The following is a 22,234-nucleotide window of genomic DNA, read 5'->3' as shown; positions in this document are numbered from 1 at the left end:
GCGCCGGATGCGGCGCTGGAGCGCCGCGGCCCGACCAGGAGGCATCCACCTTTGCATCTATCGATGACCTGCCCTTGTGCTGGCGCGCGGGCTGGCCGCACGGGAATGGCGGATAATAGTTCGGTTCTTTCCGCCCCGGCACGCAGGAGCGATAGCAGATGGCCGCCGCGCAAGCGCATCACTCGCAGGACCTGGATCACGACGTCATCATCATCGGCGCCGGCATGTCGGGCATGTACCAGCTTCATCGCCTGCGGGCGCTGGGACTGCGCGTGCGGGTGTTCGAGGCCGGCACCGGCGTCGGCGGCACGTGGTACTGGAACCGCTATCCCGGCGCCCGCTTCGACTCGGAAAGCTATTCCTACGGCTACTCCTTCTCGCAGGAGCTGCTCGACGAGTGGGACTGGTCGGAGCATTTCTCGGCCCAGCCCGAGACGCTGCGCTACCTCAACCATGTCGCCGACAAGCTCGACCTGCGGCGCGACATCCAGTTCAGGAGCCGCGTGACGGCGGCGCACTACCAGGACGACGCGCGATGCTGGCAGATCCTGCTGGAAGACGGCAGCCGCCATCGCGCCCGCTTCCTGGTCACGGCCATCGGCCTGCTGTCGGCACCGACCATGCCGCGGATCGCCGACGTCGAGACGTTCAAGGGCCAGTCGTTCCACACCGCCCGCTGGCCGCACGAGCCGGTAAGCTTCGAGGGCAAGCGGGTGGCGGTGATCGGCACCGGCGCCACCGGCGTGCAGACGATCCAGGAAGTGGCCAAGACCGCCGGCCACCTGACCATCTTCCAGCGCACGCCCAACTGGTGCGCGCCGCTGCACAACGCCAAGATCGACGCCCGGGAGATGGCCGACATCCGCACCCGCTATCCCGAGATCTTCCAGCGCTGCCAGGAGACCTTCGCCTGCTTCCTGCATACGCCCGATCCACGCGGCACCTTTGAGGTCACGCCCGAGGAGCGCGAGGCCTTCTTCGAGAAGCTCTACGGCGAGCGCGGCTTCGGCATCTGGCAGGGCAATTTCCGCGACATCCTGGTCGACCGCGCGGCCAACGCGGCGATCTCGGACTTCGTGGCACGCAAGATCCGCCAGCGCGTGAAGGACCAGGCGGTGGCGGAGAAGCTGATCCCAAAGAACCACGGCTTCGGCACCCGCCGCGTGCCGCTGGAGACGCGGTACTACGAGGTCTACAACCAGCCCAACGTGAAGCTGGTGGACATCAACGAGACGCCGATCGAGCGCATCACGCCCGAGGGCATCAAGACCAGCGACGCCGAGCATGCGTTCGACATCATCATCTACGCCACCGGCTTCGACGCCATCACCGGCGCCTTCGACCGTATCGACCTGCGCGGCGCCGGCGGGCGCCGGCTGAAGGATGCCTGGAAGGAGGGCCCGCAGACCTATCTCGGGGTGCTGGTGGAAGGCTTCCCCAACATGACGATGCTGATGGGGCCGCACACCGCGCTGGGCAACATCCCGCGCAGCATCGAGTACAACGTCGACTGGGTGACGGACCTGATGCGCCACGCCCGCGACCACGGCCTCACCCGCATCGAAGCCACGCGCGCGGGCGTCGATTCATGGACCGACCACGTCAAGTCGCTGGGCATGGGGCTGCTGTCCAACGAGATCAACTCGTGGATGACCGGCATCAACAGCAACGTCGAAGGCAAGCAGACGCGCATCATCGCCCGCTACAGCGGCAGCGCGCCGGCCTATCGCGAGCGCTGCGACGCCGTGGCCGCCGACGGCTACCGCGAGCTCAACCTGGCATGACGCGGCACGCCGCCGTTCAATACCCCAGCTCACGCGCCGCCCGTTCCAGCACGACAGGAACCGACCAGGCGGTGCGCGCCAGGCGGATATCGTCGCTCTGGCCGGCGGCATAGAGGCCTGATGCGCTCATCCAGAAGGCGACGGAGCGCATGGCGTAGAGCGCGTTGTAGTAGCGGCAGACCGCATCGTCGATGGTGAAGCCGGTGGCGGCCTCGTAGTCGCGATAGAAGTCGTCACGATCGACCAGATTGGACAGCAACGGCGTGCCTTCGCGGTTGAGGTCGCTCAGCACGTAGGCGACGTCGTACATCGGATCGCCCAGCACCTGCAGCTCCCAGTCCAGCACTGCCGAGATGCGGTCATCGTGGATGAGCAGGTTGCCGGTGCGGTAGGCGCCATGCACCAGGGTCAAGCGCTCGACCGGCGGCGCATTCGCCTCGAGCCAGGAGATCAGGTCGGTCAGGATAGGCTCCGGCGGATGGCCCGAGAGGTCGATCAGCGCCCGCCATTTCGCGATCTCGCGCCGCGCGAAATCGGTCCCGGGCGCCGGCACACCCAGGAAATCGAGCCCGGCGACCCGCCAGTCAAGCGTGTGCAGGGAAGCCAGCGTCGCGGTGAAGCTCGCCGGCAGCGCGCCGCGCCCCGCCGCTGCCTGATAGAAGGCCCGGCCCTCGCGACCCCAGGGGCTGGGACAGACGCCCGGCACCTTCTCCATTACCAGGAACGGCATATCGAGAATCGCCGGGTCGTGCTCGAACCAGTACGGCCGCGGCGTCGGCAGCGCCGTGTCGGCCAGGCATTGCAGGACGCGGAACTGCTGCTCCAGGCTCGACAGGTGGCGCAGCAGCGTGTTGCCGGGATCGCGCCGCAGGCACAGGCCGCGCCGACGCGCCATACCGCCCTCCTGCCAGACAAGGTCGAACAGCCACGTCTCATGCGACCAGCCGACGGCGATGCGCTGCACGTCCTGGAGCTGGAAATCGCGACCGTCGGGCAGCCGGCGCGCGATGTAGTCGACGATGCGCGCCTCCAGCTTCCGGCTCATCGGCCCCGTCATGCCGCCACCTCCACGCGCCGGTCGATGTCCGCGCGCAGCGTCCGGCGCACGCGGGACAGCAGCGCATCGAAGCGCGCCGGATCCAGCGCCTCGCGGTTGGCATAGAGCGCCTCGATCAGGGCGCAGAGCGCCACCGCGTCGCGGCTGCGCCCCAGCCCGGCGACCGCTGTGGCGATGGCGGGCGGCGGCGGCGCTGCAGCCAGCGCCGCCTCGAGATCGACCACCAGCGCGTCCATGTCGGCGGCCGCGGCGGCGCGATGAGCCGGGGCGCAGGCGAGCCCGCGGCCCAGCTTCTGCAGCACCACCGCGGCCATGAAGGCCTGGGTGCGCGGATATTCGTCGCCGATCGCAGGCCCGATGTCGCGGCGCAACGTGGCGGCAATGCGTTCAAGCAGCTGGTCTGGGCTCACGTGCTGGATCCTCGACGCGGGTTGTCGTCGCGATGCGCAGTCAGCGTGCGCGCCCGCTCGCGCAGCTTGAACTTCTGGATCTTGCCGCTGGGCGTGCGCGGAAAGGCGTCGATGATCTCCAACCGCTCCGGCAGGTACTGCTTCATCATGCGCGCCGCGGTGAAATGGTCGATCATGCCGCGGAAGTCGAGCGCATGCCCGGGCCGCAGGGTGACGAAGGCGCAAGCGCGCTCGCCCAGCCGTGAATCGGGCATAGCGACGATCGCCGCGTCCTCGACGGCGGGATGGCGGTAGAGCAGCTCCTCGACCTCGACCACCGGGATGTTCTCGCCGCCGCGGATGATGATGTCCTTGGAGCGGCCGGTGATGCGAATGTAGCCGTCGGCGTCCATGCGTGCGTTGTCACCGGTCTCGAGCCAGCCGTCGCCGTCCACGCCATAGGCGTCGGGCCGCTTGAGGTAGCCGACGAAGCTGGTCGCGCAGCGGGCCTGCAGGCGGCCCTCGATGCCGGGCGCGACGACGGCGCCGTCGGCATCGACCACCCGCACCTGCTGATGCGGCAGGCCGCGGCCGTCGGTCTCGATGACCTTCTCGTCGGGGTCGCCGGGAGAGGTGGCGGTGGCGATCCCCATCTCGGTCATGCCCCAGCCGCTCATTACGTAGAGGCCGGGATGGCTGCGCCGCGCCGCGGCGATCAGCACGCGCGGTATCGGCGCGCCGGCGCACATGAACAACCGCAGGCTGGAGGTGTCATGTCGGTGCCCGGCCTGCGTATGCACCAGATCGGCCAGAAACGGCGTCGAGGCCACGGTGATGGTGCAGCGCTCGGCGGCGATCAGGCGCGCCGCCGCGACCGGATCCCAGATGTCCTGCAGGACGCAGGGCGCGCCGTTATGGATCGCCAGGCACATGCCGTACATGAAGCCCGTCTGGTGGGCCAGCGGCGAGCCCATGTAGATGCAGTCGCCGCGGCGGAAGCCGAAGAGCTGGTTGGCCAGCAGCGCCTTGCACGCCAGCGTGTTGGACGTATGCATCACGCCCTTGGGCTGGCCGGTGGTGCCTGACGTGTACATGATCTCGGTGACATCGTTGGCGTCTGGCCGCCGGGCACGGAACAGGCTGTCGACGTCGACTTCCGTCTCCCAGGCCCGGTCGAGAAGGCATGCCTCGACGGAGGTCGCAGGATCATCGCCGCCGACCACGAACACGTGCGCCAGATGCGGCAGGCCGGAACGCAGGCCGGCGGCCATGTCAGGATAGTCGAAGCCACGGAACAGGCGCGGCACCACCAGCACCCGCGCCTCGGCGAAGCCGAGCATGAACTGCAGCTCGCGCTCGCGGAAGACCGGCATCAGCGGGTTGATCACCGCGCCGATGCGCACGCAGGCGAGGTGGAACGCAGCGTGGTGCCACCAGTTCGGCAGCTGCACCGCCACCACGTCGCCGCGGCCGACACCGTGCGCCGCCAGCGCCGCGGCCAGGCGCAGCGAGTGGGATCGGAGCGTGCCGTAGCTCATCCGGGTCGAGCGGCCCGTCATGCTGTTGTGATCGACGATGGCCAGCGCATCGGGCGCCCCGGCCGCGGCCTCGTCCAGCGCATCGATGAGCAGCCGATCGGGCCACAGGCCGCGCGCGCTCAGGTCGGCGACACGCGCGGCGGGCAGGATCGGCTGGGCATCCATCGTCGCCCTCAGCGCCGGCGCCGCGCGCGGGCCTGCTGCGCCCAGTGATGCACCGGCCACATGTCCTGGTCCTCGCCCCAGGCGACGGCGCCATCGAGCTCCCAGCGGATCAGGCTGTTCACGTCGATGAAGGTGTGGCGGTTGATGATGATGCGGCTGACCGGCACGCCGGTGGCGCTGAGCGTGCGGCCTTCGGCATCGCGCGCCGTCAGCGTGATGCGGGTCACCCAGCCGTCGACCGGATCGCGCTCGACCGTGCGCTCGCCCGCGGCCAGGCTCACGGTCCGCCCGTCGCGGCGCAGAAAACCGTAGGCGACGCGGTCGTCATCCGGCCGCGCCGTGGTCACCGCCAGGAAGCCATGGCCAGGGCCGGCGGCGCCGGTGACATAGGCGGCGCGGCGCGGGCGGTCCTCGGGACGGCGCCCCCAGGTGCGGTCGCGCATGCCGATGCAGTCGATCGCGATGGTCTCGCCCTGCAGCGCGATCGTGCCGGTCACACGGCCGAACTGATCGAAGTGGTGGGCCGAGCCGAAGGTGGAGCCGGCCGCGGTCAGGGGCTCGGGCGGCATCACGCCGTCGAAGACCAGGTCGATCGCCAGCCGCTCTGGATCGGCATAGCCGATGGCATAGCACCGGCCCGCCTCGAGAACCCTGATCGCGACGCCGGTCGGCAGGCGGCAGTCGTCGAGATCCTGGCCACACGGCAGCGGCAGCGCCGAGTAGTTGGCCGAGTACAGCGCCTCCCACGGCAGATGGGCGCTGTCGTCCCAGACCCAGGCGCCACCCGCGACGGTGCCGATATTGGGCCGCGCCATGGTGTACAGCCAGCCGCCCAGCCGCCGTTCGGGATGATGGAACGAGAACCACGCCGTCTCGGTAGCCCACCAGTCGTCGCCCATCTCGGCGAAGTGGAAGCGGTCGTCGCGTTCAGTGAAGCGCTGTCCAGCCATGGCCTGCCTTCGACGTTGATCACCCTGCCCACGCACACCAGGGCGGCGCGGTCACGCCTTGAACGCTGCGATCGCCTTGTCGTCGAACTTCAGGCCCAGTCCCGGCTTGTCCGGCAGCACCAGCTCGCCATTGTCGATCGGCGGCGTTTCCTCGTAGAGCGGCAGCATCCACGGCATGTATTCCACCGTCAACCCGTTGGGGCAGGCGGCCACCAGGTGGACCAGCATCTCGGGCATGACATGGCTGACGACCGGCAGATTGAACGCCTCGGCCATGCCGGCAACCTTCATCCACTGCGTGACGCCGCCGACCCGTGCGAGGTCGATCATCACAATGTCGACCGACCGGGCCTCGATCATGTGCCGGAAAGGCACGATGCCCCAGACATATTCACCGCCCGCCACAGGTGTCCTCAAGGCAGCGGTGACGCGCGCGAGGCCCTGGTAGTCATCGGCCGTGGTCACGTCCTCGAGCCAGAACAGGCCGACATCCTCGACGCGGCTGCCGATATCGATCGCCTGCTCCGGACGCCAGCGCTGGTTGATGTCGCACATCAGCTTGACGTCGGGGCCGATGGCCTCGCGTACCACGCGCACGCGGCGCACCTCCTCGGCCGGCGTCGGATTGCCGGGCAGGGCCATCTGCGTCTTCATCTCACGGAAGCCCTTGCGCAGAAGGGTCTGCGCCGCGCGCTGCGCCTGATCGTCCGTCAGTCCGCGCCGCAGCGACCCCGAGGCGTAGGTCGCGACGCGATCGCGATGGCCGCCCAGCAGCTTCCACAGCGGCTGCCCCAGCGCCTTGGCCTTGATGTCCCACAGCGCGACATCGATCGCCGACAGCGCCAGCGTGAAGATGCCGCCCGGCCCGCAGGAATCGCCGGTGCCGGCACGCAGCCTGGCCACGACCCGCTCGATGCGCATCGGATCCTCGCCCACCGTCAGCGCCGCAAGCTCCTCGACCGCGACGCGCAGGCTGCCGGTCATCCGGCCGCCATACAGGGTCACGCCCAGGCCCTCGATGCCGTCATCCGTGCGCAGGCGCAGGATGACGATAGGCCGGGTGCGTCCCGCTTCCTCCGGCATGTCCGCCAGGGGATCGTCCTCAGGGATGTTCAGCACGGCCGCTTCGTAGCTCGCGATCTTCATGGCGCCCTCCTGCTGCCCGGCCCCGGCATCCCGGGAACCTGTGATCCTAGTCCGCTTCGCCCGCTGCCAGCTGCTCGCGCAGCGCCGGCTTGTGGATCTTGCCGGTCGGCGTGCGCGGAAATTCGGCCGCGTCACGGATGACGAGGCGCGCCGGCACCTTGTAGCTCGCCAGCCGCTCGCGACAGAAAGCGATGATCGCCGCGGCATCGCTCTGCGCGTCGCGCCGCAGCTCGACGGCGGCAGCGACGATCTCGCCCTTCTGCCGGTCGGCGACGCCGACCACATGCGCCTGCACGATGTCGGGATGCTGCAGGAGGACCTGCTCGACCTCGAGCGGCGCGACATTGATGCCGCCCGTCTTGATCATCTCCTTCAGGCGGCCGCGGAAGCTGACACGGCCGTCGGCCTCGACAAGGCCAAGATCGCCGGTCAGGAACCAGCCCTCGGCATCGAACGCGGCGGCATCGAGCTCGGGCGCGCGGTAGTAGCCGGGCGTGACATGGCCGCGCACGGTCAGCTCCCCGACCGTGCCTTGTGGCAGCGGTGCGCGCGTCACGGGATCGACGGCGCGAATCGTCATGCCCGGCAGCGGCAGGCCCTGGCTGCGCAATCGCAGCGGCAACGGGTCGGCGGCATCGGTCACGGCGCAATTGCCGTAGGTCTCGGTCGAGCCATAGACATTGCACAGCGCCTCGGCGCCGAGCGCCGCGATGGTCATGGTGATATCCTCAGGCGCGCCGATGGTGAGGCCGGTGCGCATCGCGCCCAGCCGGCGCCTGGGATGGTCGGGATGCTCCAGCAGGGAGCGCGCCATGTTGGCCATGCCGTAGTAGACGCTGCAGCGCTCGTGCTCGATCAGGGCCAGGGCCTGCCCGGGCTCGAAGCTCTCCTGCAGCACGACACAGCCGCCATGGGTCAGGATCGCCGGCAGGGCGTTGGCGGAGCCGAACGACCAGAACAGCGGCACCGCCAGCCACAGCCGATCGCTGGCGCGCAGGTGCTGGCGCTCGCCGATCGCGAAGCCGTTGGCGATCAGGGGACCATGCGCCAGGGTCACGCCCTTGGGCAGCGCGGTGGAACCCGATGTGTAGAGGATGTAGCAGGTGTCCGTGGGTGCCACCGCCTGCTGCGCGGCACGTAGCGCCGCGGCATCGACCGCTGCACCGCGCGCCAGGAAGTCGGCCAGCGCGCACACCCCGCGTCGTGGCGGACCGTCCAGCGCCACCACCGTGCGCAGCGCCGGCAGGCGCGGGCTGTGCAGCGCACCGGGCGCCGCACCGTCGAGCTCGGGGCAGAGCGTACGCAACGCATCGAGGAACGGCCGACCGCGAAAGGCCGACAGGCTCACCAGCGCCGTGGCGCCGGCATGCTCGAGCGACCACGCCAGCTCGCGCGGCGTGACGTAGGTGCTGACGGCCGCGACAATGGCACCGATCTTCGCTGTGGCGATGGCGGCCACGATCCATTCGGTGCGGTTCGATGCCAGCAGGGCGACCCGGTCGCCATGACGAATGCCGGCCGCCAGCAGCGCCCGCGCGAAGGCATCGACCTGCATCTTGAGGCCGGCGTAGTCCAAACGCTGGTCGCCATGCACCACCGCCTCTGCCGTCGACGCAGTGGCGGCCATCTCGTCGAGCAGGTCGCCAAGGGTGCGGCTCGCCGGACCTGTGCTCACGTCGGTGTCTCCCAGCCGCCGTGCATCAGCATCCTTCATGGTGAGCTTGTCGAACCATGAAGGCCGCACGAACCGTGGTGCGGCGCTTCATGGTTCGACAAGCTCACCATGAAGCTCTCTCCTACTTCACTCGTAGCGCGGCTGGCGCTTCTCGCGGAACGCCGCGATGCCTTCGGCGAAATGCGGGCTGGCGCGCACGGCATCGCCGAGCTGCTGCTCCAGGGCCTCGCGGGTCAGCGCGTGATCGGCGATGGTGGCGCTGACCTGGCGCTTGACGGCCTGCACCGCCGAGGGGCTGTTGGCGGCAATCGTCTCGGCCGTCCGGATCGCCCACGGCATCAGGTCGGCCGCCGGCATCACCTGGTTCACCAAGCCGAGCCGGGCGGCGTGCTCGGCGTCGATGAGGCGCGCCGTCAGCAGCAGGTCCATGGCGTGGACGTAGCCGATCTGCTGGATCAGCTTGATGGTCGAACCGCCGAAGGGATAGATCGACCACTTCACCTCGGTCAGCCCGAAGCGGGCGGTGGGCACGGCAGCGCGGATGTCGCTCGCCAGCATCAGCTCGACGCCGCCGCCGATGCAGTCGCCATTGACCGCGGCGATGATCGGCTTGGAGTAGGCGTCGCACTTCAGCAGCGCGTGGTTCACCATGCGCGCCGTCTCGGGGCCGGCCGAGAGGTCGCCGCTGACATCGGCGCCGACGGTGAAGGCGCGCGTGCCGGCGCCGGTCACGATGATGCAGCGGCTGTCATCACGCTCCAGCTCGTCCCACAGCCGGCCCAGCTCGGCCAGCATCGGCCGCGTCATGGCGTTGAGCCGCGGCGGGTTGTCGATGGTGACGATGGCGATGTGGCGGCCATGCCGCGTCAGCCGGACTTCCATCACGCATCCTCCATCTCGACCACCACCTTGCCGTGCGCGCGACGCTCGGTGAGCAGGCGGATCGCCTCGACGCTGCGCGCCAGAGGCAGGCGATGGGTGACCAGGGGCTTGAGGCGGCCTTCGCGATACCAACCGAACAGCTCGTCCACGGACCGTGCGAGCTTGTCCGGCGCATGCCAGCGGAAGTAGCGCAGCGACGATCCCAGCGCCGCGCGATGCTTAACCAGCAGCCGGTTGGCCGGGATCTGCGGCACACCGCCTACGAAGCCCACGAGCACGATGCGCCCGCCCCACCCCAGCGACGACAGCGCCGAGTCGAACAACGCACCACCCACCGGGTCGAAGCAGACATCGGCGCCCTTGCCGTCGGTGAGCGCCATCACCCGCTCGGTGAGCTTCCCGGTCGTGTAGTCGATCGTGGCATCGGCGCCGTGCGCCTCGGCAACCGCGCGCTTCTGCGCCGTGCTGGCAGCGGCGATCACGCGCGCGCCCATGGCCTTGCCGATCTCGACCGCGGTCAGGCCGACGCCGCCGGCCGCGCCCAGCACCAGCAGGGTCTCGCCGGCCTCCAGTCGCCCCTGCCAGCGGATCGCCACATGGCTAGAGATGTAGGCGACCGGAAACGCGCCGGCTTCGGTGAAGCTCATGCCCTCGGGGATCAGGTAGCTCTCGGCGGCCGGCGCCACGGCGAACTCGGCGAGGCCGCCATAGGGCACGATCGCCATCACCTTGTCGCCCGGCTTGAAGTTCTTGACGTCGGCGCCGCACGCCGCCACGACGCCCGCCGTCTCCAGCCCGGGGCTGAACGGCAGCTCCGGCTTCGTCTGGTAGCGGCCGGCGACCATGATCGAATCGGCATAGTTCACCGCTGTCGCCTTGACGCGGATCAGCAGCTCGTCGGCAGCCGGCGTCGGTATCGGCGCCTCGCCGACCGCAAGATCATCGATGCCGCCCCATTGGCGGCAGATCAGCGCCCGCATCGTGCCGCTGCCCGTCGACGTGGTCATGGTTGTCCCGCTGCTGTGTCAAGGCCGGCGCCCATTCCGACGGCGGTCCGGCTTGCCGTCAATCCCGTATCCGCTACCATCGGCGCAACGCTGGTGTGGCGGCGACAAAGGACTGACGTCATGAAGATCGGCGCCGTGATGTTCTTCACCGCCTACTCGATGAGCCCGGTCGCGCTCGGCCGGGCTCTGGAGGAACGCGGCTTCGAGTCCCTGTGGGTGCCCGAGCACTCGCATATCCCGCTGTCGCGCAAGACGCCCTATCCTGCCGGCGGGCCGTTGATCAGGCCCTACTACGACCTGATGGATCCGTTCCTGGCGCTGAACGCGGCCGCTTCGGTGACGACCCGGCTGAAGGTCGGGACCGGGGTCTGCCTGATGAACCAGCGTGATCCCATCATCACCGCCAAGATGGTGTCGACGCTGGACCAGCTGTCAGGCGGGCGCTTCCTTTTCGGCGTCGGCAACGGCTGGAACCAGGACGAGATGGAGAACCACGGCACCGTGTTCGCCACCCGCCACCAGCTGGTGCGTGAGCGCATCGAGGCGATGAAGGCGATCTGGACCCAGGACGCGGCGGCCTACCACGGCGACTTCGTCAGCTTCGACCCGATGAACCAGTGGCCCAAGCCGGTGCAGAAGCCACATCCGCCGGTGATCGTCGGTGGCGCCTTTCCCTTCGCCGCCCGCCGCGCGATCCGCTATGGCGACGGCTGGATCCCGCACGCCGACCGGCTGGAGAAGGACGGCATCGGCGGGCTGATCGAGCAGTTCCGCGTCATGGCGCGCGCCGCCGGACGTGACCCGGCCGGTTTGCCGATCACCGTCTTCCGTGCGCCCGAGGACATCGCGCGGCTGCGCTTCTGCCAGGAGATCGGCATCGATCGTGTCGTCTTCAGCCTGCCGGCCGAGAAAGAGGCTGCCGTACTGCCGATCCTGGACCGCTGGGCGGCGCTGCAGCGGCAGGTGGAGGGCTAGCGTCTCCAGGCCCTCCATCCTTCCCGCGGTCGGCAGACAATCTCACAAGGTCTTGGGAAAGGCAGAATTCGCGACGGCATACAGCGCATCGAGATTCACCCAGCCCTTGAGCCGCGCCTTGTTGCCGAACTCGCCGTCGATCTGGCCGTCGGAATGGAAGCTCCGCTTCACGAAGCCGGATTGCCAGCCGTTGCCCTGCCCGCCGTCCGCCGTCGTCCAGTCGTTGCCATCGGCGTTGACGATGACACCCACGTGCTGGAACTCGGTCGACTTGTCGAACTTGGTCAGGGTGTAGATGTCGCCCGGAAGCGGCCGGTTGCCCGCAAAGGGAACCCAGGTCTTCGATCCGTATTTCTTGTCCACCGCCTGGGCGAACTGCTCCCACTGGGTCATCGGGGTGGTGAGGTAGCACAGGCCCGCCCCGGCCACCATCATCTTGAACGCGCCCCAGTGGCCGTTGGGGATGACCGGAACCCGCTTGAACACCCGGCCCGGAAACTCGCCGCAGCCGGTGCCCGAAGCGCCCGCCGGCTTCTGGCCGTTGGTGAGCGTCCCCGGCGGCGGCAGCAATGCCTTGCAGATCATCATGAAGCGCTGCCTGATCGGTGATTGCGGACCAGTGATTGGCGTGCCCATCTCGAAGCTCCCATGTGCTGTGCTTGAACGGGCGGGACAATAGGCGCGCCCTGTAACGCGATGACTGCGCGGCCGGACCATCTTGGTTTCACGTGTTGCGCGGCCGGCCGGATCGATCCTGCGCCTGCATCCACCTCAGGGTTGACGCAGGCCGCGGCAAGAACAGGTAGGGTGATGCTCCTGGTGGAGAGCCGATCATGATCCCCCATCCCTGCCGGACGGCCGCTCTTGCGTTGGCCTTCGGCGTCCTGCCCGCCGTGACGCCAGCGCAAATGCCGGCGTGGCCCGACCGCTGCCATGACCTGGTCGCGGCCGGCATGCCGGCCGCGACAGTCAAGACGTTCTTCGAGGCCATGCAGGCCGCCGGCAACACTGGATCATTGGCGCCGCAGCAGACGGTCACCCGGGCCGCCGAGATCGCGGGCAGGTTCCCCCAATCGTTGATCGTCGGCATCAGCCTGCCGCGGGTGGAATACCTCCCCGCAACCGGCGAGATCGAGCTCGACTACATCCAGACGGCGCGCGTTCTCCTGCCGTCCACGCCGACCGAACGGATCGTCGACGTCACCGTCGTCATCCACGAAGATCTGCACGCGCCGACCGACTATGCCCTCACGGTCGTGGCCAACGTGACGGTCGCGCCATCCGATTTCGGACCGGACTGGCCGACGCAAGACGGCCGGCACAGGGTCAAGGGCAAGGACGGCGGCTACCGGTTCAAAATAGCGAGCGCCGACGCCGCGCTGGGCGGCCATCTGCGGCTGCTGGTGGCCGGGCCGCCGCGAGCGCCCTTCACGCAGCGGATCGTGACACCGCCGCCTGCCGGGCAGGGGGCCGTCGAAGGCCAGCGCAAGATCGCTTTCATCGAACCGATATGCACCGCCATCGTCGATGCGCGCAACGGTCAGGCAGTGCACGTCATCCCATCGCTGACCGGACGGCAGCGGCCGTGAGCGAAGGGTGAAGAGGTTGCGTCAGTCGGGGAGGATCCCGCGTTGTCCCAGAGACGGCAGCCCGGATGCGGCGACCAGGCGGACCAGCGCGTGCTGACGCGTCGTGCCGGTCTTGGCCAGGATGCGATTGAGATGGGTCTTCACGGTGGCCCGTCCGACGCCCAGCCGGCCGGCGATCCGTTCCAGTCCGTCGCCCTCCACAATGGCTGCCAGCACCCTGCCTTCGGCCGGCGTCAGGCCACAGGCCTGCATGAAGCCCTCGAGCCGCAACGACCGTCGCATCTGCGGATCGGCGACGAGGATCATCGCGGCAACGCGCCGGCCGGCATCGAGGCGGTCCGTCACGCGCTGGCTGACCGGCACCACGCTCACCGCCAGCGGCCGCTGCCCCGGCCGCAGCAGGGCAAGATCCACGACGCCGGGATGAGCGTCGCCGGCGCTGCGCAGGGATGGCGCCAGCGCGGCCTGCAGCGCCGCATCGGCGGTGGCATGGCACGCAGTCAGGCGGCCACCCTTCACACGCAAAGCCTGGCTCGACGCCAGCAATGCTTCCGCCTGCGGATTGGCGAACACCACGTGTGCGCGCTTGTCGAGCAGCATGACCGCGGGCGCGGCGGCGGAAAGCGCGGCCTGCAGCGCTGCCTGCCGATCGTGCAGCAGCTCCAGGCGCTGGGCCACGCGCAGCGCACCGATGATGGACGGAAGAAGGGCTTGAACATGGCCATGGCGCGCGCAAGAGAGTCGTCCGCGCAACGCCGTGGAACGATGTGAAGCCTGGCGTGCCGCTCGCCCTGGCGATGCACGACGGCGCTGAAGCAATCGCGGAACCCTTGCGGCGCGAGCCAGTCGTTGAAGAACTCACTCTTCAGGAACGCGCCTGCGGGCAGCAGCGTCGACGATATTGCCGCACGGCCTAGGTCCGGGAGCGGCTGGGCCTGCAGCATCGGATCGAAGCGCATGTAGTGATCGAAGTATCGCGCCACATATGACTGATCGAAGCCGATGGCGGCAAGCGTGAGCCCGCCACAGCGATCGCTGACGACCAGGCCGCCCGCGATGCCGTCAAGCTGCCGCATCATGTGCTCGACGGCGCTCGGCCAGAGCGCCGCATCGATAGCGGCATCCTGGATCAGCCCGACGGTCTCGATCGCCTCGACAGCACGCATTCGCGTCATCAAGGCACGCTTCAACTGCGCAGCGGCGGCACGGAACCGGCGACCAGGCGGATCAGCTCGTGCTGACGCGTCGTGCCGGTCTTGCCGAGGATGCGATTGAGATGAGTCTTCACCGTGGTGCGGCGGATGCCGAGCCGATCGGCGATCGCGTCGACACCATCGCCGTCGACCACGGCATCCAGCACCTTGCCCTCGGCCGGCGTCAGGCCATAGGCGTTCATGAAGCCGCCAAGCCGCGGCCACGGCCGGGCCTCGGGGTCGACGGCAACGACGATCGCGGCCACCCGCAGATCCGGGTCCAGCCGCTCCGCGGCGTGGCCACGCGCCGGCATCACGCTCAGCACCAGCGGCCGCCGTTCGGCGCGCGGCAGCGGGACATCCTCGATGCCGTGCTGCTCGTCGCGGCGGTGCGACAGGCTGCGCGCCAGCGCCGCCTGCAGCGCCGCATCGGCCGCGGGGTGGCACGCCAGCAGGCGCCCATGCGCGACCGTAAGCGTCTGCTGCGCGCCCAGAAGCGCCTCGGCCACCGCGTTGGCGAAGACCAGCCGGCCACGCCGGTCGATCAGCATGGTGGCATGCGCGACCTGGTCGAGCGCCTCTTGCAGTGCCCGCTGATGCTCCTCGAGCACGCCCAGCCGGTGCGCCACACGCAGCGCGCGCGTGACATGCGGCGCCAGTCGCGCCAGCGCGTCGAGATCGGCGCGCTGCCAATCGTCGACGCAGTGCGGGCGCATCGCCGACAGCCAGGTGAACTGCGTGCCGTCACGATGCACCACCACGCCCACGGCATCGCTGAAGCCCTGCGGCCGGATCCAATCGTTGCAGAACTCGGTCATCGCGAAGGCATGGCGCGGCATCAGCGCCGCGGCGGTCAGCGGCTGTCCCAGCGGCGGCATGATCGCACGGTGAAGCATCGGGTTCACATGCGCGTAATGCCGGAAGTACTGCTCCGTATGCGCCAGGTCGATGCCGAACCCGGCCAAGGCCGAACCCGTCTTGAGGATCGGGTCCTGGGTCAGGATGCCACCGCCGATGCAGCCGATGCGGTGCGCCACACGCTCCAGCGCGTCACGCCACAGGCTCGGGTCGAGCGCTGCGTCCTGCAGCGCATCGACGATGCCCAGATCCGGCTCCGGCAGGGTTGCCAGCATCACCCTCACCATCCGTTGCGGCGCACGCAACCATGGCCGACCAAGCGTGCCGTGGGGGGAACGCCCGGCCGGTCGCTGTCAGGTACATGATGCCAGAATGACTTCCCATCTGCAAGTGAGCGTACACTTCTATTGCTCCCGCAAGGATGGCAACGTGCGGGCGATGAGGCGGATCAGCTCGTTCTGCCGCAAGCAGCTGGTCTTGCCGAGAATGCGGTTGAGGTGGGTCTTGACGGTGGCGCGCCCGACACCGAGGCGATCAGCAGCCTGCTCCAGGCCATCACCATCGAGCAAGGCCGCGAGGACCTTGGCCTCGGCCGCCGTCAGGCCATAGAGGCGCGCGAAACCCTCCAGCCGGGGCCAGGGCCGCATATCCGGGTCCGAAGCAACGATCATCGCAGCGACCGATGCATCGAGGCCGGCGCCATCCGCGGCCCGCCGGCCGACCGGCACGACACTCAGCAGCAGCGGCCGCTGCCCGTGCCGCGGCACCGCGAGATCGCACACGCGGCCGGCAGCCAGCGCGATCTGCAGCGCCGTGTCCACCGCCACGTCGCACGCCACCAATCGTCCCGACCGTACCCGCAGCGGCTGGCCGCGGCGCAGCAGCGCCTCGGCGGCCGGGTTGACGAAGACAGGACGATGCTGACGGTCAACGAGCATCACGCCGTGCGTGGCCGCCGCCAAGGTGTCGTGCAGCGCCGCCTGCCGATCGGTCAGCGTACCCAGCCGCTCCGCGACGCGCAGCGCGCGCGTGACGAACGGCAACAGGCGCGCGAAGCCCTCCACATGGTCCAGCGCCAGCCCGTTCTCGGGCCGCGCAACCGACAGCCACAGCCGCCGTTCGCCATGGCTGTAAACGACGGCGCCCAGCCCGTCGTAAAACCCCTGCGCCGCGAACCAGTCGCTATAGAACTCGCCGTCGGTGAAGAGGCCGCCCGGTGCAAAGGGCGACAAGCAGATGGGTCGGCCCACCTCCAGCCGCGAATGCGCCGCGAACACGGGATCAAGGCGCGCGAAATAGTCGAAATACCGCTTCTGAAATTCCGGAACGACGCCATGCTGCACCATGCTGCAGCCGTTGTCGGCGTCGGCGCTGTTGATCACCAGGACGCCGGCGATCCCGTCGAACTGCCGCATCATGCCGGCCACGACATGCGGCCATGCCGTAGGATCAAGCGCGGCATCCTGGATCAACCCGATGATGTCCAGGACGTCGTGCCGCCCAGGCGAGGAACTTCCCGTCACCCCAGGCCCTACCGCTGTCCATCCATGGCGGTGCGACCCGCCAACCACCATGATGCCGGGCGATGGCTCTCCTGTCACGTCGAGCGCGGCGACGCTGAGGATATCAGGACAACGACGATACCGCGGCCGCGCGGAAGTCCTCGGGGAAATGGCGGATGGCGCTCATCACCGGATAGGGCGTGAAGCCGCCCAGCGCGCAGAGCGAGCCGAACTTCAGCGTCTCGCACAGGTCGGTGATCAGCGCGAGATGCGAAGCCGCATCGCCCTCGCCGCGGATAAGGCGGTCGATCACCTCGGTGCCGCGGGTCGAGCCGATGCGGCAGGGCGTGCACTTGCCGCAGGACTCGATGGCGCAGAACTCCATGGCGAAGCGCGCCTGGCGCGCCATGTCGACGGTGTCGTCGAACACCACGATGCCGCCATGACCCAGCAATCCATCACGCGCCGCGAACGCCTCGTAATCGAACGGCGTGTCGAACAGCGCGCGCGGGAAATAGGCGCCCAGCGGACCACCAACCTGCACCGCGCGCACCGGCCGGCCGCTGGCCGTGCCGCCGCCGATCTCATCGACCAGCTCACCCAGGGTGAGGCCGAAAGCGGCCTCGAACAGGCCGCCGTGCCGGATGTTGCCGGCGAGCTGGATCGGCATGGTGCCGCGCGAGCGGCCGACGCCCAGCGCCGCATAGGCCGCAGCGCCCTCGCCGAGGATGAACGGCACCGCGGCCAGCGACAACACGTTATTGATCACGGTCGGGCGCCCGAACAGGCCGTGATGCGCCGGCAGCGGCGGCTTCGCCCGCACCTGCCCGCGCTTGCCCTCCAGGCTGTCGAGCAGCGCCGTCTCCTCGCCGCAGACATAAGCGCCGGCGCCGACCCGCACCTCCAGCTCGAAGGCATGCGGCGTGCCCATGACCGTCGCGCCCAGGAAGCCGGCGGCGCGGGCCACGATGATGGCGGCGCGCAGCGTGGCGATGGCGTGCGGATACTCGGAGCGGATGTAGACGTAGCCTTTGGTGGCGCCGACGGCGATGCCGGCGATCGCCATGCCTTCGATCAGCACGAAGGGATCGCCTTCCATCAGCATGCGGTCGGCGAAGGTGCCCGAATCGCCTTCATCGGCGTTGCACACGATGTATTTCTGGTCGGCCGGCGCCTGCGCCACGGTGCGCCATTTGATGCCGGTCGGGAAGCCGGCGCCGCCGCGGCCGCGCAGACCGGACTGCACCACCGCCTCGACGATATCGGCCGGCGGCAGGGCAATGGCGCGCTCGAGTCCGCGCCAGCCGCCGTGGGCGCGGTAGTCGTCCAGCGACAGCGGGTCGACGATGCCGCAACGCGCGAAGGTGAGCCGCGTCTGGCGCTGCAGGAACGGGATCGCTTCGGGTGCGCCGAGCCGCAGCTCGTGGGCGCCGCCGGACAGTAGTCCCGCCGCCAGCAGCGGCTCGACATCCGCCGCCGTCACCGGCCCAAAGGCGATGCGGCCTTGCGCCGTGGCGACCTCGACCATCGGCTCCAGCCAGTAGAGGCCGCGCGAGCCGGTGCGCACGATCTCGGCCGACAAGCCGCGGCGCTCGATGCCGGCGCGCAGCGCATCGGCCACGGCGTCGGCGCCCACGGCCAGGGCGCCGGCGTCACGGGGAACGAACAGGCGAAGCGCGGCCATGGCTACACCCGCGCCTCGTCGATCAGCGCCTGCAGCCGGGCGCTGTCCAGCCGCCCAACGGGCGCGCCATCGATCAGGCCGGCCGGCGCCACCGCGCACAGCCCAAGGCAGTACACCGGCTCCAAGGTGACGGCATGATCGGCGCTGGTCTGGCCCCAGCCGACCTGAAGCACCGCCTGCGCCGCCAAGGCCTCGGCGCCCATCGACTGGCAGGCCTCGGCCCGGCACAGGCGCAGCACATGGCGGCCCGGCGGCGCGCGGCGGAAGTCATGGTAGAAGCTCACCACGCCGTGCACCTCGGCGCGCGTCAGATTGAGCGCATCCGCCAGCATCGGAACTGCGGCCTCAGGCACATGGCCGAACGCTTCCTGCAGGGCATGCAGGATCGGCAATGCCGCGCCCGGTGCCCCCGCGCCTTGGGCAATGATCTCGGCCGCCCGCTCCGGGCGCCACGCTTCCGTCCCTGACATCGTCATCCGTTGGCCTACCACGCTGCTGGCGCCTACCGTACCGCCCCACGGCGTCCGCTCCAAGGGCAGCCACGGCATCGCCAACCGGGTGTGACGGCTACACGGCGCGGCGGGCCTTGAACGCCGCCGACAGCGTGCCGTCGTCGAGATGATCGATCTCGCCGCCAACGGGCAGGCCGTGGGCCAGGCGCGAGACCTTCACGCCGTCGAACGAGGCCAGGCGGTCGGCGATGTAGTGCGCCGTGGTCTGGCCGTCGACCGTCGCGTTGGTGGCGAGGATCACCTCGCCGACACCGCCGGCACGCACCCGCGCCACCAGGCTGGCGATGTTGAGATCCTCGGGACCGACACCGTCGAGCGCCGACAGCGTGCCGCCCAGCACGTGATAGCGGCCGCTGAACACGTGACCGCGTTCCATCGCCCACAGGTCGGCGACGTCCTCCACGACACAGATCGTGGCGCCGTCGCGCCGCGCATCGCCGCAGACGGTGCACGGATCGAGCGTATCGAAATTGCCGCAGATGCTGCAGGTGCGGATGGCATCGGCCGCCTGCCCCAGTGACTGCGCCAGCGGCCGCAGCAATGCCTCGCGCTTCTTCAGCAGATGCAGGGCCGCGCGCCGCGCCGAGCGCGGCCCCAGCCCCGGCAGCTTGGCGAGGAGCTGGATCATGCGGGCAATCTCGGGGCCGTTCATGACGGGTCGGGCCGCGTCGCTCCAGCGACGCTCATGACGATCGGCCGGAAGAGCGCCGCTGGAGCGGCGCGGCCCGGCCTCGGCCTTCTCACAGCTTGAATCCGGGGGGCAGCGGCAGGCCGCCGGTAAGGCCACGCATCTGCTCCTGCACCATCCCCTCGACCTTGGCGCGCGCATCGTTGGCGGCAGCGACGATCAGGTCCTCCAGCACGCCCTTGTCGGCCGGCACCATCAGCGACGGGTCGATCTCGACGCGGCGCGTCTCGTTCTTGCCGTTGAGCGTCACCTTGACCAGGCCGGCGCCGGATTCGCCCGTGACCTCGCTCTCTGCCAGGCGAGCCTGCAGCTCGCCCAGCTTCTGCTGCATCTCCTGCGCCTGCTTCATCAGCGCGCCGAAATCCTTCAATCCACCGAGCATGTCCTGACCGTTCTTGTTGTGCCTCGCGGCGAGCTTGTCGAACCGCGAAGCGGACCGCACCGCCGTGCGCGGCCTCCATGGCTCGACAGGCTCACCATGGAGGCCTCTCTCAATAGTCGCGTTCCGGGATCTCCTCGAAGGCGTCGGTCGGATACTCCTCCGCCTCCGGCACATCCTCGCTGCCGGCCATGCCGGCATCGGCCGCCACGGATAACGCGATCATGCCGCCATCGTCGTCCTTGGCGCGCACCGTCTCCAGAGTCGCGCCGGGAAAGAGCGTCATCGCAGCCTGCACCAGCGGATGCGCCAGCGCCCGCTCGCGGCGCGCGTCCTCCGCCTGGGCACGCTGCTGCGCCAGTGGCGCCTCGCCGGCATCGCCGGACACCGACACCATCCAGCGCCTTCCGGTCCATTGCGACAGGTATTCGGCGACACGGGGCGCCAGGTCGCGCGGCGCGGTCGGCGCCGGCCGGAACTCCAGGCGGCCGGGCTCGCAGCGCACGGGATGGACCTCGCGACTGAGGCTGTACGCCAGCTTCGGCTCGCGCTGCCGCTCGAACAGCGCCACGACCTCGGCAAAGGTCGCCGGGTTCGGCTTGGGCGGCTCATCCTGCTGCGGCACGGCTTGCGTGGGCGCCACTGCCGTGGCCACCGCGGCGTTGCTGGCCGCCAGCCGCGCCACCGGCGCATTGGGCGGACCCGCCGACGGGCGCGATGGCTGCGGCGGCTGCGGCATGGCGCGCGCGGTGGCCGGCGCACCTGCCGAGCCGGCGCTGCCCACCGAGGATGCCGGCACCGCCGGCGCACCCGTGGCGGCTCGCGTGCCGGCACCGTCGTTGAGGGCACGCAGCGCCTCGGCCGGTGTCGGCAGATCGGCAGCGTAGCACAGGCGGATCATCGCCATCTCGGCGGCGCGGATGGGCGACGGCGCGCCCTGCGTCTCCTGCAGGCCTTTCAGCAGCATCTGCCATGCCCGCGTCAGGTGCGCCATCGCCAGCCGCCTGGCCATGTCGGCGCCGCGGGTGCGCTCCAGCTCGGCCGCTGTCGCGGCGCCATCCGGGACCACCTTCAGGCGGGTCAGCCAGTGCGTCAGCTCCAGCAGATCCTGCAGCACCACGACCGGGTCGGCGCCCGAATCGTACATGTCGCCCAGCAGCGCCAGCACCGCCGGCGCGTCGCCTTTCATCAGCAGGTCGAACAGGTCGAACACCCGGCCGCGATCGGCCAGGCCCAGCATGTCGCGCACCTGTCCGGCATCGACCACGCCGCCGCCATGGGCGATGGCCTGGTCGAGCAGGCTCAGGCCGTCGCGCACCGACCCGTCGGCGGCATGCGCCACCAGGCGCAGCGCCTCGGGCGAGATCTCGACCTTCTCGGCCTCGGCGATGCGCGCGAAATGCGCCGACAGCACGTCGATGGGCACGCGGCGCAGGTCGAAGCGCTGGCAGCGCGACAGCACCGTCACCGGCACCTTGCGGATCTCGGTGGTGGCGAACAGAAACTTCACATGCGGCGGCGGCTCTTCCAGCGTCTTGAGCAGGCCGTTGAAGGCCTGCCGCGAGAGCATGTGCACTTCGTCGATGATGTAGACCTTGTAGCGCGCCGCGGCCGGGCGGTAGCGCACGCCCTCGATGATCTCGCGGATGTCGTCGATGCCGGTGCGGCTGGCGGCGTCCATCTCCTGGACGTCGACATGGCGGTCCTCGGCGATGGCGACGCAATGCTCGCAGACGCCGCATGGGTCCATGGTCGGGCCGCCCTTGCCGTCGGGCCCGATGCAGTTCAGCGCCTTGGCGATGATGCGCGCGGTCGTGGTCTTGCCCACGCCGCGCACGCCAGTAAGCATGAAGGCATGCGCGAGGCGGCCGGACTCCAGCGCGTTGCGCAAGGTGCGCACCATCGCCTCCTGCCCGATCAGGGTCGAGAAGTCGGCCGGCCGGTATTTGCGGGCGAGGACGTGGTAGGGCGATCCGTCGGCGGTGTCGGTCATGCGGCGGCCGCCCCGAAAAATGGCGCCCGGCTTCGTCAGCCCGGGCAACGTGTGCTTGCAGCGCGGGTGGGAGACCGGACACGACCCGCAGCGAATTCGTTACGGCTGCTTCCTTCCGGACCTGACCGGGTTGGCGAAGACTACGTCCGCGCCGGCCTCCCAAGGCGTTATATCAGGACTTTGTGCGCCGCCTGCAAGACCTATCATCGCACGGCTGGGGATGGCCGACAGAATCTGTCACGCCAAGCGCAAAAGGCGCAAAAACATG

21 protein-coding genes and 1 other RNA gene are annotated in these 22,234 nt (G+C 69.5%); 3 read left to right on the top strand and 19 right to left on the bottom strand.

What is annotated here, in order from left to right:
- The first annotated feature begins 158 nt into the window (after positions 1-158).
- Entirely contained in the window at positions 159-1,784 is a 1,626-nt protein-coding gene (locus tag FHP25_RS17145; RefSeq protein ID WP_147848159.1) for a flavin-containing monooxygenase, read from the top strand.
- A 16-nt stretch (positions 1,785-1,800) separates the two neighbouring features.
- Here the strand turns inward: FHP25_RS17145 and FHP25_RS17140 are convergent, their stop codons facing one another.
- From FHP25_RS17140 to FHP25_RS17105, 8 genes are all read right to left on the bottom strand, one after another.
- Complete coding sequence (locus FHP25_RS17140; RefSeq protein WP_147848158.1) at positions 1,801-2,841, bottom strand: phosphotransferase family protein; 1,041 nt, start codon at positions 2,839-2,841, stop codon at positions 1,801-1,803.
- On the bottom strand, positions 2,838-3,251 hold the full coding sequence (locus tag FHP25_RS17135; RefSeq protein WP_147848157.1) for a hypothetical protein: 414 nt from the start codon (positions 3,249-3,251) through the stop codon (positions 2,838-2,840). The genes FHP25_RS17140 and FHP25_RS17135 overlap by 4 nt, the downstream gene beginning before the upstream one ends.
- Positions 3,248-4,933: an AMP-binding protein gene (locus tag FHP25_RS17130; protein WP_147848156.1), complete on the bottom strand. Its 1,686-nt coding sequence runs from the start codon at positions 4,931-4,933 to the stop codon at positions 3,248-3,250. The genes FHP25_RS17135 and FHP25_RS17130 overlap by 4 nt, the downstream gene beginning before the upstream one ends.
- Before the next feature lie 8 nt (positions 4,934-4,941).
- Positions 4,942-5,883 carry a DUF7065 domain-containing protein gene (locus FHP25_RS17125; protein WP_147848155.1) on the bottom strand — a complete coding sequence of 314 codons (942 nt, stop codon included), beginning with the start codon at positions 5,881-5,883 and terminating at the stop codon, positions 4,942-4,944.
- Positions 5,884-5,934: 51 nt separating this feature from the next.
- Entirely contained in the window at positions 5,935-7,029 is a 1,095-nt protein-coding gene (locus tag FHP25_RS17120; RefSeq protein WP_178133585.1) for a mandelate racemase/muconate lactonizing enzyme family protein, read from the bottom strand.
- Positions 7,030-7,075: 46 nt separating this feature from the next.
- Positions 7,076-8,704, bottom strand: coding sequence for an AMP-binding protein (locus tag FHP25_RS17115; RefSeq protein WP_178133584.1), 1,629 nt, complete (start codon positions 8,702-8,704; stop codon positions 7,076-7,078).
- 126 nt (positions 8,705-8,830) lie between these two features.
- Positions 8,831-9,586, bottom strand: coding sequence for an enoyl-CoA hydratase/isomerase family protein (locus tag FHP25_RS17110; RefSeq protein WP_147848152.1), 756 nt, complete (start codon positions 9,584-9,586; stop codon positions 8,831-8,833).
- The gene (locus tag FHP25_RS17105; protein ID WP_231712364.1) at positions 9,586-10,593 is read right to left on the bottom strand and encodes an NADPH:quinone oxidoreductase family protein; all 1,008 of its coding nucleotides are present in this window, start codon (positions 10,591-10,593) and stop codon (positions 9,586-9,588) included. Before FHP25_RS17105 ends, FHP25_RS17110 begins: the two co-directional genes overlap by 1 nt.
- A gap of 120 nt (positions 10,594-10,713) precedes the next feature.
- On the opposite strand from FHP25_RS17105, the gene FHP25_RS17100 reads away from it, so the two are divergent.
- Positions 10,714-11,568 carry an LLM class F420-dependent oxidoreductase gene (locus tag FHP25_RS17100; RefSeq protein ID WP_147848151.1) on the top strand — a complete coding sequence of 285 codons (855 nt, stop codon included), beginning with the start codon at positions 10,714-10,716 and terminating at the stop codon, positions 11,566-11,568.
- Positions 11,569-11,610: 42 nt separating this feature from the next.
- Here FHP25_RS17100 and FHP25_RS17095 read toward each other — a convergent pair whose 3' ends face one another.
- Positions 11,611-12,204 carry a hypothetical protein gene (locus FHP25_RS17095; RefSeq protein WP_147848150.1) on the bottom strand — a complete coding sequence of 198 codons (594 nt, stop codon included), beginning with the start codon at positions 12,202-12,204 and terminating at the stop codon, positions 11,611-11,613.
- A 197-nt stretch (positions 12,205-12,401) separates the two neighbouring features.
- Here FHP25_RS17095 and FHP25_RS17090 point away from each other — a divergent pair, with 197 nt between their 5' ends.
- On the top strand, positions 12,402-13,157 hold the full coding sequence (locus FHP25_RS17090) for a hypothetical protein (protein ID WP_147848149.1): 756 nt from the start codon (positions 12,402-12,404) through the stop codon (positions 13,155-13,157).
- 21 nt (positions 13,158-13,178) lie between these two features.
- Here the strand turns inward: FHP25_RS17090 and FHP25_RS41880 are convergent, their stop codons facing one another.
- The 10 genes from FHP25_RS41880 to ffs all read right to left on the bottom strand — a co-directional run bounded on the left by FHP25_RS41880 (position 13,179) and on the right by ffs (position 22,128).
- Entirely contained in the window at positions 13,179-13,409 is a 231-nt protein-coding gene (locus tag FHP25_RS41880; RefSeq protein WP_231712366.1) for a helix-turn-helix transcriptional regulator, read from the bottom strand.
- A gap of 263 nt (positions 13,410-13,672) precedes the next feature.
- On the bottom strand, positions 13,673-14,323 hold the full coding sequence (locus FHP25_RS41875; RefSeq protein ID WP_231712363.1) for a hypothetical protein: 651 nt from the start codon (positions 14,321-14,323) through the stop codon (positions 13,673-13,675).
- Between the two features lie 20 nt (positions 14,324-14,343).
- Positions 14,344-15,483, bottom strand: a complete 1,140-nt coding sequence (locus tag FHP25_RS17075) for a helix-turn-helix transcriptional regulator (RefSeq protein WP_147848146.1) — start codon at positions 15,481-15,483, stop codon at positions 14,344-14,346.
- A gap of 129 nt (positions 15,484-15,612) precedes the next feature.
- On the bottom strand, positions 15,613-16,590 hold the full coding sequence (locus FHP25_RS17070) for a helix-turn-helix transcriptional regulator (RefSeq protein WP_178133581.1): 978 nt from the start codon (positions 16,588-16,590) through the stop codon (positions 15,613-15,615).
- 244 nt (positions 16,591-16,834) lie between these two features.
- Complete coding sequence (locus tag FHP25_RS17065) at positions 16,835-18,394, bottom strand: formate dehydrogenase beta subunit (RefSeq protein ID WP_147848144.1); 1,560 nt, start codon at positions 18,392-18,394, stop codon at positions 16,835-16,837.
- A gap of 2 nt (positions 18,395-18,396) precedes the next feature.
- Positions 18,397-18,864 (bottom strand): formate dehydrogenase subunit gamma, encoded by a 468-nt coding sequence (locus tag FHP25_RS17060; RefSeq protein ID WP_147848143.1) that lies wholly within the window; start codon positions 18,862-18,864, stop codon positions 18,397-18,399.
- Between the two features lie 97 nt (positions 18,865-18,961).
- Positions 18,962-19,558 (bottom strand): recombination mediator RecR, encoded by a 597-nt coding sequence (gene recR, locus FHP25_RS17055; protein WP_147848142.1) that lies wholly within the window; start codon positions 19,556-19,558, stop codon positions 18,962-18,964.
- 88 nt (positions 19,559-19,646) lie between these two features.
- Positions 19,647-20,036 (bottom strand): YbaB/EbfC family nucleoid-associated protein, encoded by a 390-nt coding sequence (locus FHP25_RS17050; RefSeq protein ID WP_331461687.1) that lies wholly within the window; start codon positions 20,034-20,036, stop codon positions 19,647-19,649.
- 49 nt (positions 20,037-20,085) lie between these two features.
- The gene (locus FHP25_RS17045) at positions 20,086-21,966 is read right to left on the bottom strand and encodes a DNA polymerase III subunit gamma/tau (protein ID WP_147848141.1); all 1,881 of its coding nucleotides are present in this window, start codon (positions 21,964-21,966) and stop codon (positions 20,086-20,088) included.
- Between the two features lie 64 nt (positions 21,967-22,030).
- An RNA gene (gene ffs / locus FHP25_RS17040) (signal recognition particle sRNA small type) lies at positions 22,031-22,128 on the bottom strand.
- Positions 22,129-22,234 lie beyond the last annotated feature (106 nt).

Source organism: Vineibacter terrae (assembly GCF_008039615.1).
In the GTDB taxonomy this organism is placed as follows: Bacteria; Pseudomonadota; Alphaproteobacteria; order Reyranellales; family Reyranellaceae; genus Vineibacter; species Vineibacter terrae.
This window is presented reverse-complemented; position numbering and strand designations above follow the sequence as displayed.